At 43.3% G+C, this 13,874-nt stretch carries 16 protein-coding genes and 1 other annotated feature; of the genes, 13 read left to right on the plus strand and 3 right to left on the minus strand.

What is annotated here, in order from left to right:
* The first annotated feature begins 3 nt into the window (after window positions 1-3).
* Window positions 4-855, plus strand: a complete 852-nt coding sequence (gene speE / locus LPY66_RS02935; RefSeq protein ID WP_337986624.1) for a polyamine aminopropyltransferase — start codon at window positions 4-6, stop codon at window positions 853-855.
* Window positions 856-970: 115 nt separating this feature from the next.
* Here speE and LPY66_RS02940 read toward each other — a convergent pair whose 3' ends face one another.
* Window positions 971-1,471: a demethoxyubiquinone hydroxylase family protein gene (locus tag LPY66_RS02940; protein ID WP_337986625.1), complete on the minus strand. Its 501-nt coding sequence runs from the start codon at window positions 1,469-1,471 to the stop codon at window positions 971-973.
* A gap of 139 nt (window positions 1,472-1,610) precedes the next feature.
* Between LPY66_RS02940 and LPY66_RS02945 the strand changes: the two genes are divergently transcribed.
* Window positions 1,611-2,300, plus strand: a complete 690-nt coding sequence (locus LPY66_RS02945; RefSeq protein ID WP_337986626.1) for a cyclase family protein — start codon at window positions 1,611-1,613, stop codon at window positions 2,298-2,300.
* Here LPY66_RS02945 and LPY66_RS02950 read toward each other — a convergent pair.
* Both LPY66_RS02950 and LPY66_RS02955 read right to left on the minus strand, forming a co-directional pair.
* A complete protein-coding gene (locus tag LPY66_RS02950; protein ID WP_337986627.1) occupies window positions 2,258-2,587 on the minus strand; it encodes an ArsR/SmtB family transcription factor in 330 nt (109 codons plus the stop codon). The two genes, LPY66_RS02945 and LPY66_RS02950, sit on opposite strands and share 43 nt — an antisense overlap.
* Window positions 2,588-2,692: 105 nt before the next feature.
* On the minus strand, window positions 2,693-3,775 hold the full coding sequence (locus tag LPY66_RS02955) for a YkvI family membrane protein (protein WP_337986628.1): 1,083 nt from the start codon (window positions 3,773-3,775) through the stop codon (window positions 2,693-2,695).
* A 264-nt stretch (window positions 3,776-4,039) separates the two neighbouring features.
* Here LPY66_RS02955 and LPY66_RS02960 point away from each other — a divergent pair, with 264 nt between their 5' ends.
* From LPY66_RS02960 to pheS, 11 genes are all read left to right on the plus strand, one after another.
* Window positions 4,040-4,684, plus strand: a complete 645-nt coding sequence (locus LPY66_RS02960; RefSeq protein WP_337986629.1) for a hypothetical protein — start codon at window positions 4,040-4,042, stop codon at window positions 4,682-4,684.
* Between the two features lie 178 nt (window positions 4,685-4,862).
* A complete protein-coding gene (gene ytxC / locus LPY66_RS02965; RefSeq protein WP_337986630.1) occupies window positions 4,863-5,705 on the plus strand; it encodes a putative sporulation protein YtxC in 843 nt (280 codons plus the stop codon).
* A gap of 21 nt (window positions 5,706-5,726) precedes the next feature.
* Window positions 5,727-5,966 (plus strand) — a binding site (T-box leader).
* A 101-nt stretch (window positions 5,967-6,067) separates the two neighbouring features.
* Window positions 6,068-7,993 (plus strand): threonine--tRNA ligase, encoded by a 1,926-nt coding sequence (gene thrS / locus LPY66_RS02970; protein ID WP_337986631.1) that lies wholly within the window; start codon window positions 6,068-6,070, stop codon window positions 7,991-7,993.
* A gap of 135 nt (window positions 7,994-8,128) precedes the next feature.
* The gene (locus LPY66_RS02975) at window positions 8,129-9,067 is read left to right on the plus strand and encodes a 3'-5' exoribonuclease YhaM family protein (RefSeq protein ID WP_337988008.1); all 939 of its coding nucleotides are present in this window, start codon (window positions 8,129-8,131) and stop codon (window positions 9,065-9,067) included.
* 2 nt (window positions 9,068-9,069) lie between these two features.
* Window positions 9,070-10,119 (plus strand): BMP family lipoprotein, encoded by a 1,050-nt coding sequence (locus LPY66_RS02980; RefSeq protein WP_337986632.1) that lies wholly within the window; start codon window positions 9,070-9,072, stop codon window positions 10,117-10,119.
* Window positions 10,120-10,335: 216 nt separating this feature from the next.
* Window positions 10,336-10,857 (plus strand): translation initiation factor IF-3, encoded by a 522-nt coding sequence (gene infC, locus LPY66_RS02985; protein ID WP_443112471.1) that lies wholly within the window; start codon window positions 10,336-10,338, stop codon window positions 10,855-10,857.
* A gap of 23 nt (window positions 10,858-10,880) precedes the next feature.
* On the plus strand, window positions 10,881-11,081 hold the full coding sequence (gene rpmI / locus LPY66_RS02990) for a 50S ribosomal protein L35 (protein ID WP_337986633.1): 201 nt from the start codon (window positions 10,881-10,883) through the stop codon (window positions 11,079-11,081).
* A 21-nt stretch (window positions 11,082-11,102) separates the two neighbouring features.
* Window positions 11,103-11,489 (plus strand): 50S ribosomal protein L20, encoded by a 387-nt coding sequence (gene rplT / locus LPY66_RS02995; RefSeq protein WP_337986634.1) that lies wholly within the window; start codon window positions 11,103-11,105, stop codon window positions 11,487-11,489.
* A gap of 78 nt (window positions 11,490-11,567) precedes the next feature.
* Complete coding sequence (locus tag LPY66_RS03000) at window positions 11,568-12,383, plus strand: TrmH family RNA methyltransferase (RefSeq protein WP_337986635.1); 816 nt, start codon at window positions 11,568-11,570, stop codon at window positions 12,381-12,383.
* A gap of 80 nt (window positions 12,384-12,463) precedes the next feature.
* Window positions 12,464-12,592, plus strand: a complete 129-nt coding sequence (locus LPY66_RS03005; protein ID WP_337988186.1) for a hypothetical protein — start codon at window positions 12,464-12,466, stop codon at window positions 12,590-12,592.
* A 249-nt stretch (window positions 12,593-12,841) separates the two neighbouring features.
* The gene (pheS, locus tag LPY66_RS03010; RefSeq protein WP_337986636.1) at window positions 12,842-13,864 is read left to right on the plus strand and encodes a phenylalanine--tRNA ligase subunit alpha; all 1,023 of its coding nucleotides are present in this window, start codon (window positions 12,842-12,844) and stop codon (window positions 13,862-13,864) included.
* The last annotated feature ends 10 nt before the right edge of the window (window positions 13,865-13,874 follow it).

The following is a 13,874-nucleotide window of genomic DNA, read 5'->3' on the forward strand; positions in this document are numbered from 1 at the left end:
ACTATGGAATTATGGTATACGGAGCAGCATACGGAGAATGTCCGCTTTTCTATTCGGGTTGATGAACAGCTTTATACCGGTCAGAGCGAATTCCAGAAGATTGATGTCTTCAGGTCCAAAGAGTTCGGAAACTTTCTTACACTGGATGGACTGATGATGCTTACAGAGAAAGATGAATTTATTTACCATGATATGATGGTTCATGTGCCTATGGCTACCAACTTGGGAGTAAAAAATGTCCTGGTTATTGGAGCCGGAGACGGCGGAAGTGTCAGAGAGTTAACGCGATATACGACGATTGAAAATATTGACATGGTTGAAATCGATAAACTGGTCGTCGATGTGTGTCGTCAGTATTTGCCCACAACTGCCGGCAAACTGGATGACCCCAGGGTCCACCTTTATTTTGAAGATGGCCTGCGTTTTGTCCGTTCCAAAGAGAATCTGTACGATTTGATCATCGTCGATTCGACAGATCCGTTCGGGCCGGGTGAAGGACTCTTTACGAAGGAATTTTACGGGAACTGCTTTAAAGCTTTAAAGCATGACGGAATTCTTGTCAATCAGCACGAAAATCCGTATTATGATACCTATGCCCAAGCGATGCAAAGAGCACATCTGCGTATCCGGGAGTCTTTCCCGATCTGCCGGGTCTATCAGGCACATATTCCCACATACCCCTCCGGACACTGGCTATTTGGTTTTGCATCAAAGAAATACGACCCGGTTGCCGATATCCACGAAGCCGGATGGAATAGCCTCGGACTAAAGACTAAGTACTACAACACACAAATCCATAAAGGGAGCTTTGCGCTGCCGAGTTATGTTTTAGAGTTATTGAACGAGAACATCTGATGATTAACACGGATATGTGCAGATAATCCACCCGTGACACCTAAAAAGGGGCGTACCGAATTTTAGTTTTGGTACGCCCTGTCACTTTATAAGGTTGACAACGCTAATTAATAGGTTATGTATTTAATAAGCCCTGAAGCGTCTCGATATGATGGTATTCGTCCTGAAGATTATGGGTAATGACAGCGAGTGTATCCGAATCCCATGAAGCTGACTGAATAATCTTTTGGTAGTCAGTTACTGCTTTTTGTTCTGTCCAAATTCCAGCCTTAATCATCGCGTTTTTACCCAGTAAACGGCTGGTAAGACCAATAATCATACCGGCGAGCCAGAATGTCCAGCGAAAGGTGCCAGGCCGTGCGCCATATTCATAGAGCTTTATTTGAAAGTCCTGTACATGCGTCATTTCGTTACCCATTGCTTGTATGATGATTTGGTTGAGAGCATTTTTCTGTTTTGTAATCTGAAATTTATAGATATTGACTGCCATAATTTCAAACGTATGCAATTTTTTCAGACCCGACCGGATGTTTGCTAACTGCAAAGGATCAACAGAATCGCACCGAAAGCGTATATCCTGGGGTTCAACGGGTCCTCGAATATGATATGTTTCCATTATGTTCTCCTCCCCTCGAAAAATCTCCTGACACTATTATAGCGATGTATTCGACACGGGACAATATAGCCTATGCCCATTCCCGTCATGTATAATAGGCAATAGGGCGAAAAATACATGAAAATTTTGAAAATAACCGATGATTGGTGGAGTGAAGACGATGATCATTTATGATATTACAAAGATGCTTTTTCCCGGTATGGCTGTATATCCCAATGATCCGGTGTTTCGTATGCGCCAAGTATATTCGATTGAGCAAGACGGTTATACTCTCTCGGAAATTACTCTTGGTTCACATACGGGTACGCATCTGGATGCGCCTTGCCATTGCTTGCCGGGGAAGGAAGGGGTTGATCAAATCCCGTTAGAATATCTTATAGGCCCCGCCAAAGTGATTCAAATCCAAACTGAAGTGATACACGAGGAAGATATTATTGATAAAGGGATTAATCGCGGTGACAGGATTCTATTTAAAACGCAGAATTCACTTCTTAATGATCACGAAAAATTTCAAGAAAAGTATGTCTATCTTTCTGAGGATGCCGCCCGATATCTTGCCGAAAAAAAGATAAAATTAATAGGCACAGATTACTATTCCATCGATGCCTACACCTGTCATGATTATACCTGTCATAAAATACTTTTGGAAGCGCAGATACCAATTTTAGAAGGACTCAATCTTACGGATGTACCCGAAGGAATATATTATCTTGCGGCATTACCACTTAAGATTCTGGGATGTGACGGCAGTCCTGTCCGTGCAGTGCTGCTCCAAGACGAACCCCATTACTCAGAAAGGTGTTCAAGCCCTTGCGTCAGTATACGGTAAACATGATCATCGTTCAAGGAATACACACTGGTTTTCCCTTTGCGATTAATACTGACCAGCTTATTCTGACGAAGGATTCGTAGTTGATGCGAGACTGCGGATTGACTCATTCCCAAAGTGTCGGCTATTTCATTGACATAAAGCTCGTTGTCAAGTAAAGCAAAGAGGATCCGGATACGGGAGACATCGCCAAAAACTTTATAAAAGTCTGCTAATTCCAGAGACAATGCAGTGCCTGGAAGGTTATGCCTGGCTTTTTCCGAGCCGGGGGCTTGAAATAGTGACATAGACACACCTCCTCTTGAGCAGAGAATATTTATTGTATGAGCATATGTACATATGTAATTTTATCATGTGCATTGTCTATGTCAATCGGTAAAGGTCACAGGGTATTATTTTTTTTGGATGTGAAACACACCGGACAGGTGATCCTTAAGATGAGTCCATAGTAAGCCTCCCAGAAAGACAAACCCAAAGAAGCCCATTAATGGATATACTGTCGATATAATCTTAGAAAATCCATATTGAGCAGCTATTACTGCAGCCAATGAAGCGAGACCTGCCCATAGGATCCGCTGTCTATTTCCATAAGCCATCCTTGCAGCAAAACCGTAAAGGATGCTCACCGCGGTTGTATAGATCTCTAAGATGAGAATCAGGCCGAATACTAATGCGAATAGCGGGCTGAACTTTGATGCCAAATATACCATTGGGACCTGAAACGGCAGGATCTCCGGCACGCCGCTGATGACAGCAAGATCGATGGCCAGTATCCCTATACCAAGCCCAAGCCCTCCAAGGATACCTCCCAGAAGGAGGTTTTTTCGGCTATTTGCTTCTACGCCTAATGGGGAAAGAATAGCTACTGCTAGAATAATGTTATACGATACATAGAGGATAGCAGAAAATGGCCAGCTGGTCTGTGATGGGGCTTCAATTGACTCAAGCAAAGCAATTTTCGAGGCGGTTAGAGGATCTGTCATCAAGGAAAATAACGCAACGCCGATAACGGCACAAAGTAGAAATGGCACAACTAACCCGATCACACGAATCACATTTTTAACACCGGTACTGACAGTTAGAAAGGACAGAAGGATTACTGCGATGCTGCCGATAAACGGTGGCAGGCCTAACTGCTCTTCCGCCACTGCGCCGGAACCTGCCGCCATGACCACAAGTACTCCCAGGAAACTGATCGTGATGAACCAATCCATCACAACCCCCAGTCTTTTACCAAAAGTAAAACGGACGAGTTCCAAGTGAGAATCAGCATGTCGTTCTTTCGAAATGAACATGATGAGTATTCCAAAATAGCTAAACAGGATAGCGGAGACAACGATACCAATAAATCCTTTCATTCCATAAAAGGAAAAAAACTGCAGAACTTCCTGTCCGGTTGCAAATCCTGCTCCTACAATTGTACCGATAAAGGCTGCCGCAATCGATAGTGTGGAAAATTGTTTTGTTTTCTTCATTTTTACACCCGCTTTCCTCCGACCATCCGGATCATGGTTCTTGAAGGTTCAGTGATTAACAGACTCCTACAGATATTTATGATATAATTGGCTGGAAATGAACTGAACCGTATGCAGAATAAGTAAATATGGTGTAAAATATTGACTGGATGTCACTTGGCACCGGAACTTGTGGCACCCAGACTGATTTGGGGTATAAAAAATGTACAGGAAAGTGTACAAAGATTTAGAGAACGTTGTACTGGCAGCTATGGAGGTATAAAAATGTCACCTGAAAAAAGTAAAAAATATGCGATTATGATCATTGCAGTATTCTGTCTCATCATTGTGACTGGTATCGGCAATTTTCGGGCACAACAGCTTGCCGTTAATTTAACTGGAGACAGGGTCACCCATGCCATTGATCTAGCGGCGGCCGAGCTCAATCTGGAGAAACTTCAGGAGCTGATCCAATCGCATGATGAAAAAGGTATGTATTATGAAGAATTACGGTCAGATCTTATAAGAATAAAGACTGATCATGAGCTTGAGAATATTTACATACTATACAAAGACGAGTCAAGCAAAGAAAAGTTCTATATCGCTGATGCGAGGCAAGACGATGATCCGATGCATATTATGCCGGGACAGCTTTTAGAAAGGTCATCCTCTGCTATAGAGAATACGTTGAAGGGCAAAGTGGTCCATGATGTGTACTATACAACATCCTTGGGTGAAATGGTCTCCAGTTATCAGGGAATAAAAGATAGCAATGGCAAAACGATTGCTGTAATAGCGGGAGACGTTCAGGCAGGAAGCTTTACTCAATTTCTTTTTCTGACTCGGTATGTACAGATGGGAATTATTGCTGTAAGTTTGATTCTAATCGGGTGTGTATCCCTCATCGGGAAAAAGCGGCTTAAAAATTAATGATAGAACTCTCATAAAATTAAGATCAAGCAACATTGAAATTGAATGAAATGAATAATGAAGAATAAGCAGACCCCCTACCGGAAATATTAGAAAGGTAATGGCATATATATCCGGGGGGGGATTTTCTTTGCGTGGGTATTGTTTGGAAATAGGTTCAAAAAAATATCACCAAGAAATGTCGCAAAAAATTAATGATTTACGTAATAATGATCGGTTGCCGATCGCTATACAAGAAATTAGCGGTGATAGGTATTTATGCCTGCTCTGTACCTATAACAATTTAAATGAAAAACAGAGCAAGACATTGACGATTCGAATTTACAATTATTACTTGGCTAGGGCTTTAGCAGAAACTGTTTTGCAGGATTGGGAAGTCGTGTTTACCAAAAAGGCATTGAAAAGAGACTTTAATATGTCTGACGATGAGATTTCAAGAATCTATCCTCGTATTCAACACTATTTGAACAATGCTGAACACGTATATCTTCCTGAATTAAGAAAACGGCTCTTAATAAAATCACTGCTTGAATTTTTCGATTCGCATAGAAAAATCGATCTGGACGGTTTTATGGACTTTCGTGCTGAAAAGTATAAGCGCGAGCTCAAGAAACAAATTGCACGTGGGGTGAACGCCTGCACCCTTGAACAGGAACATGATGGTTTTATACAGCTGCTTAAGCGCTTTTACCAAGCAAAACCCATGGATAACCGTATACTGCATATGGTCATGAATCAGTTGGAAGGTGTTCATTTCTATGACGCGGCTATGAAAAATATTGATAAAGAGTATACTTGTCTTTCGGAAAATATCATCAGGAACTACGAGTCCTATGAGGATTTACTGATCGGAATTTTGGTGAAATATGCCCCTGGGAAATTAATCATCCATACAGATACCCAGCGGCCGAAGGAAATGCTCATGATCCTCGGTGACGTGTTTGGTGAGCGTTTGACGTATTGTCCTGGATGCTCTCTATGTAAGGAAGAATTGATTGACAATAAACCAAAACAGGTATAATCTATATATTAGTAATTTTATATCCAAACGATGAAGGGGACAGTATCCCGAATGGACTGCAGTACAGAGAGAAATGTCTTGGGCTGGAAGCATTTCTGCAGAGTTGGGGAGAAGACCGCCCTGGAGTGCCGAGCCGAAAGCGATGAATAGGCCGGACGTTGATCTGCGTTAAGGATCCCAAGGAAAATGGCAGAATTGCTTCGCGATTACTGTTTTTGAATTTGGGTGGAACCACGGGTTTTTATAGCTTTCGTCCCATAGATGGGCGGGAGCTTTTTATTTTAGGCATATAAAACAGTGAATTAGATCAAATAATATCAGCGTTATCACGATGACGCAAATAATTAAGGAGTGAAATCAGCATGGTGAATGTAACATTAAAAGATGGTTCTGTCCGCCAAGTAGAACAGGGATCGACGGTTTTGGATCTTGCGGCAGCAATTTCTCAAGGACTCGCCAAAGCTGCCGTCGCTGGCAAAGTAAATGGGGAAGTTAAAGATCTTGTTTTCCCTCTGGAAAAAGATTCACAGGTGGAAATTTTAACATTGGACAGCGAAGAAGGTCTGGAAGTCATGCGGCACTCTGCTTCTCACCTCCTGGCTCAGGCGGTGAAGCATTTGTTTCCAGGAACGGTCTTAGGAATCGGGCCGGCTATCGCTAATGGTTTCTACTATGATTTTGATTCTTCGCATACGTTTACGCCGGAGGATCTGGTTCGGATTGAAGAAGAAATGAAGAGACTAGCTAAAGAAGACTTTAAGTACGAACGCCGGGAAGTAAGCCGTAAGGAAGCACTGGATTACTTTGCAGAAATAGGCGAAAAATTCAAGATTGAGCTTATCAACGATCTGCCGGAAGATGTTAAGATATCGCTATATACGCAGGGAGACTTCACTGATCTCTGTGCTGGCCCGCATGTCCCGGGAACGAAAGTGCTTAAAGCGTTTAAACTGCAAAATTTAGCCGGGGCTTACTGGCGCGGCAGCGAGAAGAACAAAATGCTGCAGCGAATCTATGGATTGGCCTTTGCCAAAAATTCCGATTTAGAAAACTATCTGTTCAAGTTGGAAGAGGCCAAACGGCGCGATCACCGCAAGCTTGGCATGGAACTTGATCTTTTTAGCCTGCATGATGAAGGTCCTGGGTTCCCATTCTTCCATCCCAAGGGTATGGTACTGAGAAACGCGCTGGAGGATTTCTGGCGTAAGGAACATCAGAAACGGGGTTATGTCGAGATTCGGACACCGATTATTCTTAATGTTGGCCTTTGGCAGCAGTCGGGGCATTGGGACCATTATAAAGACAACATGTATTTTACCAAGATCGATGAAGATGATTATGCGGTTAAGCCGATGAATTGCCCAGGTGGTATGATCATGTACAAGACGAAACTGCACAGCTACCGGGATCTTCCGATCCGTTGCGGCGAGCTTGGTTTAGTACACCGTCATGAACTATCGGGGGCTCTGCATGGTCTACTCCGGGTACGGAATTTTACCCAGGATGATGCCCATATTTTTATGCTGCCATCACAGATCAAACAAGAAATCATTGGTGTTATTGACTTAGTAGACTATTTCTATAAAATATTCGGTTTTGAATATCACGTTGAATTGTCGACGCGGCCGGAAGATTCTATGGGATCCGATGAGGACTGGGAAATTGCTACCAACGCTTTAAAAGAAGCATTAGAAGCGAAAGGTATGGCTTACAAGATCAATCCGGGAGATGGCGCATTCTACGGTCCAAAGATAGACTTCCATCTTAAAGACTGTTTAGACAGGACTTGGCAATGCGGCACAATCCAATTGGATTTCCAAATGCCCGAGCGGTTTGATCTGACCTATATCGGCGAAGATGGAGATAAACATCGCCCGGTTATGATTCATCGTGTGGTTTACGGAAGTATTGAACGTTTTATTGCGCTGTTAACTGAACAGTATGCCGGCGCTTTTCCGGTTTGGCTATCACCAGAGCAGGTACGTATTCTGCCCATCAGTGACAAGCACAGCGACTATGCCAGAAAAGTGAAGGATATTATCAGTGGGCAGGAAATAAGAGCTGAACTTGATGAACGGCGAGAAAAGATTAATTATAAAATCAGAGAGGCCCAGACAGAGAAAGTGCCGTTTGCCCTTGTTGTAGGAGATAAGGAAGCCGAAGAAGGGACTGTCTCGGTGCGTCGTTATGGTGAGCAAAAGACCAGCGTGATGAAACTGGAGGACTTTATTACGTTGATCCAGGAAGAAATTAAATCAAAAAAATTACCTTCCTTTAATCAGAACTAACATGAAGACAATGAGATGGATCAAGAATCAGGATCGGGATCAATGCCGCGATGCGATGACGGAAGCGAAACGGCGTTAAACTAACAACGATACAGCCGTACACCTTCAGGAAGTGGAGGGTTCTATTTGATTGAAATGAAGCACTGGAATACATTAAAACCAGGTGAATCTTTTGTGGCTTTCTTTCTTATTCGACGTGTTGAAAGTAAAACGACAAGTGGGGGAAAGAGCTATCTGGATATTGTCATGGGTGATGCGGTTGGAGAAATTACGGCAAGACTGTGGGACAGCAAACAGGAAGACGCACTGCGATTTACCAATAATATACTGGTTAAAGTCAAGGGGAGTATCGTGGAATGGCAAGGAAAGAAACAGGTCAAAATCGATAAGATACGTGAAGCTGCCGACACTGACGGAGTCTCTATTCAGGACTTTGTACCGACTGCACCCCATTCCCCTCAGGATATGTACGCCGAACTTTTAGCGTATATGTCCCGGATCGAAAATGATAAACTCAGAGAAACAGTGGCGCTGCTGATAGAGGAAGCCGGGGAAAGTTTATTGATCCATCCTGCAGCGCTGCAAAACCACCATGCCCTACGTTCAGGGCTCTTGTATCATACGGTGACGATGCTCAAAGCGGGAGAAAAGTTAGCCCAAGTATATTCATTTCTGGATACGGACCTGCTCTTTGCCGGTACGATTTTGCATGACCTTGCAAAATTGGATGAAATCAAAGCCAATGAGATAGGAATTGCCACGGAGTATTCGTGTCAAGGGCAGCTTCTCGGCCACTTGGTACAAGGTATCCTGAAAATTGAAAAGGCGGCTCGCACGGTTGGACTGGATGAAGAAACCACTCTCTTACTTGAACATATGCTCTTGTCTCATCATTATGAACCTGAGTTTGGCAGTCCGAAACGGCCTATGTTCCCTGAAGCCGAGATCCTGCATTATTTAGACATCATGGATGCCCGGATGTTCGATATGCAAAAAGCATTAAGTGAGACCGAAAAAGGGTGTTTCACAGATAAACTTTGGACGTTGGATAACAGAAGGTTATACAAGAGGTGAATATGATGTTCCCGACAAAAGTCAACAAACCGTTTTGGACAGCGATTTGTCTAATTATAATAGGGGTGATGCTTTTTTCCGGATGCAGTATCGGCGAAAAAAAATTACCTTCAGACGAGGCGAATTATTCGATCCGGGTAGGGCTGATTACCAGTCAGGAAGGTGTCGATGATCCCGCTTATCAAATGGCCTGGGAAGGGCTGCAAAAAGCTGAACAGGAGCTAAATGCCGGTATTCAATTTGTAGCGGCTCAAAATGAAAAGGATTATCCCAAGCAGCTTGCGGACTTGAAATCTAAGGGTTGCCAAGTCATATTCACGATTGGAAATTCAGCAACAGCAGCTGTCCTCGAGGCGGCAAAAAGCAATCCCAAAATCAAATATATTTGTTTAGACAGCAGTATCGACGGTCAACTTCCTGAAAATGTACTTGCTGTTACTTACCGGACCGAGGAAGCCGCCTTCCTCGCAGGTTATATAGCCGCAAAAACAACAACATCCCACGTCGTAGGTTATATTGCCGGTGATAATCAATTGACATCAAAACCATTATATTATGGTTTCAGGGCCGGGGTGCGATTTGTCCATCCAAATTGCGAGATACTCAAAGGAGTTGCAGCGACCTATACAAACAAAAACCGTGTGGAGGAGATGACAGGAGCGATGTTGGAGTCTCAGGCGGATGTTGTTTTTCATACCGCAGGTATGGCGGGTAAAGGGATGATTGAGGCGATGAAGGATGCTGGAAAGTACGCGATTGGATCTGACGTTGATCAGAACGACGTAGCTCCTGAAACCGTTCTTACTTCCGTTATTAAAGAAAATGGACAGGTAGCGTACGACATCATCAAACAAATTGAAGATAATACACTTGTTTTTGGAAAAAGCGTTTCATACGGACTGGCAGAAAACGGTGTTAGTCTTGCTGAAAAGACTAACACAATGCTGCCGGAGGATACGTACAATCAACTGATGGCATACCAGCAAAAAATTATTGACGGAAAAATAACCGTTCCATCCAATGAAAATGGAAAGCTTGTCGTCACGAATTAAGCACGTTGTACCTGTTGACATCCAACAAGCAAATCGGTATAATATTTAATGCAAAGTAGAAGCCATCCGCTTCTCACCTCATGACCAAAGTTGATGAGGTACCTGGTGAGTTTTCCTGTACGGAGCATACTCATTTTGTGTAAATAGGAGACGGGTGGAGTACTCGTCTTTTTTATATTCAATAGGCCGTCGGCCAATTTTTGGAGGTGATTCATTATCAAACAAGAATTACGGATTAATGAAGAAATCCGGGCTCGGGAAGTTCGTTTAGTTGGTGAAGAAGGAGAACAACTCGGGATTTTTCCTCTCAAAGAAGCGTTAAACGTCGCCGCAGAAAAAGCTCTTGATTTAGTTGAGATTGCTCCTGCTGCCAAACCGCCGGTTTGCAAAGTTATGGATTATGGGAAGTTTAAGTATGAGCAGGCAAAGCGAGACAAAGAAGCACGTAAAAAGCAAAAAGTTGTAGAGATCAAAGAAGTCAAGCTCCGCCCGAATATCGAAGACCATGATTTTATGACCAAGATGCGCAATGCTCAACGCTTTTTAAGCGATGGCGATAAAGTAAAAGTTACGATCATGTTCCGGGGACGCGAAATTACGCATCCGGATCAAGGTAAGATCTTGTGCCTCCGCTTGGCTGAGCTTCTTCAAGAAGAAGCCCTTGTCGAGCGTGAACCAAAAGTGGAAGGCCGCAACATGGTTATGATCCTAACTCCTTCCGCACATAAACACGAATAATATGAAAAGGGGGTCGTCCATCAATGCCTAAAATGAAAACACATCGTGGAGCTGCAAAACGTGTTAAAAAAACCGGTACTGGCAAAATTGTTTGTTATCATGCATATAAGAGCCATATTCTGGAGAAAAAATCATCGAAGCGTAAACGCGCTCTCCGTAAATCCGCTATTATGCACACAACAGATGCAAAGAGAATCGAACGTTTAATCGCTTATGTCAAATAGTTAGAAGGAGGTCTTTCAGAAATGGCCCGTGTAAAAAGAGGCGTTAGAGCGCATGCTCGCCATAAAAAGATACTCAAGTTAGCCAGAGGCTATAGAGGCCGTAAGAGCAAACTTTTTAAAATGGCAAAACAGCAGGTCGTCAAATCAATGGCCTACGCATTTGCCCACCGTAAACAAAGAAGACGTGATTTCCGCAAACTCTGGATCACCCGGATCAATGCGGCTGCCAGAATGAACAATATTACCTACAATCGCTTAATGTACGGATTAAAATTGGCAGAAATCAATATTAACCGCAAGATGTTGGCTGATTTGGCAGTAAATGATTCTGCAGCGTTTGCTAAGCTTGCTGAAATTGCGAAAGCAAAACTGAATGATTCCGGAGCAAAAGCCCAAGCTAACGCGTAAGCTCACATAGAGATTGCATTAAGTGGAGTTCGAACTTCTTATGGAGTATCGGACTCCTGCTGTATCAGGGGGGACCTCATGATTACGTCTTTACAAAATGAACAGGTAAAGCATGTCGTATCCTTGCATGAAAAAAAGGGACGCAACGAGTTTGGCGAATTTCTTGTTGAAGGCAAACGTTTTGTGCAAGAGGCACTCCTAAGAAAAGCGATTATCCGGAAAATATATTATTGTGCCGATTCTGACGCCACCAATAATGAGTTAATGATTACTATTCCGCAACTCATACAGGAAGCAGAAAAACAGCATACGCATTATGAAGAGGTATCGGAAACAGTTATGCGCAAAATGAGTGCAACCGAAGAGCCTCAAGGTATTGTAGCCATAGTTAGGAAACCAATATTTGACTGGCAGGATATCCGGATTGAAGAAAACACGATCCTGCTTGTAATTGATGGTATACAAGATCCCGGGAATCTAGGTACTATTCTCCGAACAGCGCTTGCGGCTGATGTAACCCAAATTATCCTGACAAAGAAAACCGTTGATGTATATAATCCCAAGGTACTCAGAAGCAGTATGGGATCGATATTTTCTCAAACGATTATCTTGAATAAAACACCACAGGAAGTGGGAAATATTTGCAGGTCCAATCAATGCACCATGGTAGTTTCAGCTATGGACGGTTCTTCCATCTATCGCTCAGATATCCGGAAGGATTATCCACTGGCACTCATTATCGGAAACGAAGCCATTGGCCCCGACGCTTTTTTCACTGAAAAGGCCGATAAGAAATATGCGATCCCCATGTTTAACCATGTAGAGTCACTTAATGCTTCAATGGCTGCCGGAATTTTCCTATATGAAATGCGCCGGCAGGGTCAATTCTTGTAAACTGTCGATTAAAATGATATAATTCATTCCAGGCAATAAAATTTGCCTTCGAACCAAAAGCCAAAGGAAGGTGGCGCAACGTGTCAATGCCTGATTACTTTTGGAAAGCCTTTGAGGCAACTGGTTCTCCCGAATTATATCTTCTCTATCGCCACAATAACAAAGAGAAAAATAATGATGAACGGGATAAAAGGCGTGCGGGCATTTAAAAGGAAGACCGATCCAGACTGAAAATCGGTCAGGGCTGGCAGCCACCTCAAAAATGGGAGTCTTGAGGTTAAATTTCACCCCGGGAGTTAACCGGTTGGCACCGTTATCTGCTTTAGAAGTGTGATCGATGAATTCAATGATCAAAAAAGGGTGGTACCACGGGAATATACGCTCTCGTCCCTAGCGGACGAGAGCTTTTTGTATGGAATATTCGTATGCAGTAAGAGATGATTGAAAGGGTGATTCTCATGAAGGAACAACTTCAGAAAATCAAGGAGGAAACACAAGAGCAACTAGTAAAGCTCGCCTCATCTGAGGAGCTCCAGGAACTAAAAATACGGGTGTTCGGTAAGAAAGGAACACTGACATCGCTTCAAAAGCAAATGGGCGCCTTAAGTGCGGAGGAACGTCCCCTCATGGGGCAAATCATCAATGACGTGCGCAGTCAGCTTGAAAAAGCCTGTGAAGCGAAATTGAAAGAATTTGAAAAGCAGGAGCTTGAAATCCGGCTTCGAGAAGAACGGATCGATATCACCCTTCCGGGTTATTGCCTATCTCGAGGGCATCAACACCCATTAAGCAAGGTGATTGAAGAGATTGAAGATATTTTTATTGGTATGGGCTTTTCGATTGTCGAGGGACCGGAAATCGAAACAGATTATTACAATTTTGAGGCGTTGAATCTTCCGAAAGATCACCCGGCCAGAGATATGCAGGATACTTTTTTTATTACGGAAGATATATTATTACGTACTCAGACATCGCCAGTCCAGGTCCGGACAATGGAAAAGCTTGTACCCCAGCTTCCGGTAAAAATTATTGCACCTGGAAAGGTTTTTCGTAATGACGATGATGCCACGCACTCGCCGATGTTCCATCAGGTTGAAGGATTGCTCGTGGACAAGGGCGTCAGAATGTCGGATTTAAAAGGAATACTTCTCTATTTTTCCCGACAGATGTTTGGCGAATCAAGAGAAATCCGCCTTAGACCCAGCTTCTTCCCGTTTACAGAGCCAAGTGCCGAAGTGGATGTTTCCTGTATGTTATGTGGGGGTACAGGCTGCAGACTGTGTAAGGGCACCGGCTGGATCGAAATTCTAGGTTCGGGTATGGTCCATCCACGTGTCCTGGAAATGGGCGGTTATGACCCTAAAGAAGTGACTGGTTTTGCTTTTGGTATGGGGGTTGAGCGGATTGCTATGCTTAAATACGGGATTGAAGATATGCGGCTGCTCTATGACAATGATATTCGTTTCCTGAGCCAATTTTAAAATGGATATT

Source organism: Dehalobacter sp. DCM, from assembly GCF_024972775.1.
Lineage (GTDB): Bacteria > Bacillota > Desulfitobacteriia > Desulfitobacteriales > Syntrophobotulaceae > Dehalobacter.

Coding starts and splice junctions, on each gene's coding strand:
- speE (WP_337986624.1), top strand. CDS start 4: ATGGAATTATGGTATACGGAGCAGCATACGGAGAATGTCCGCTTTTCT.
- LPY66_RS02940 (WP_337986625.1), bottom strand. CDS start 1,471: ATGGAAACATATCATATTCGAGGACCCGTTGAACCCCAGGATATACGC.
- LPY66_RS02945 (WP_337986626.1), top strand. CDS start 1,611: ATGATTGGTGGAGTGAAGACGATGATCATTTATGATATTACAAAGATG.
- LPY66_RS02950 (WP_337986627.1), bottom strand. CDS start 2,587: ATGTCACTATTTCAAGCCCCCGGCTCGGAAAAAGCCAGGCATAACCTT.
- LPY66_RS02955 (WP_337986628.1), bottom strand. CDS start 3,775: ATGAAGAAAACAAAACAATTTTCCACACTATCGATTGCGGCAGCCTTT.
- LPY66_RS02960 (WP_337986629.1), top strand. CDS start 4,040: ATGTCACCTGAAAAAAGTAAAAAATATGCGATTATGATCATTGCAGTA.
- ytxC (WP_337986630.1), top strand. CDS start 4,863: ATGTCGCAAAAAATTAATGATTTACGTAATAATGATCGGTTGCCGATC.
- thrS (WP_337986631.1), top strand. CDS start 6,068: ATGGTGAATGTAACATTAAAAGATGGTTCTGTCCGCCAAGTAGAACAG.
- LPY66_RS02975 (WP_337988008.1), top strand. CDS start 8,129: ATGAAGCACTGGAATACATTAAAACCAGGTGAATCTTTTGTGGCTTTC.
- LPY66_RS02980 (WP_337986632.1), top strand. CDS start 9,070: ATGATGTTCCCGACAAAAGTCAACAAACCGTTTTGGACAGCGATTTGT.
- rpmI (WP_337986633.1), top strand. CDS start 10,881: ATGCCTAAAATGAAAACACATCGTGGAGCTGCAAAACGTGTTAAAAAA.
- rplT (WP_337986634.1), top strand. CDS start 11,103: ATGGCCCGTGTAAAAAGAGGCGTTAGAGCGCATGCTCGCCATAAAAAG.
- LPY66_RS03000 (WP_337986635.1), top strand. CDS start 11,568: ATGATTACGTCTTTACAAAATGAACAGGTAAAGCATGTCGTATCCTTG.
- pheS (WP_337986636.1), top strand. CDS start 12,842: ATGAAGGAACAACTTCAGAAAATCAAGGAGGAAACACAAGAGCAACTA.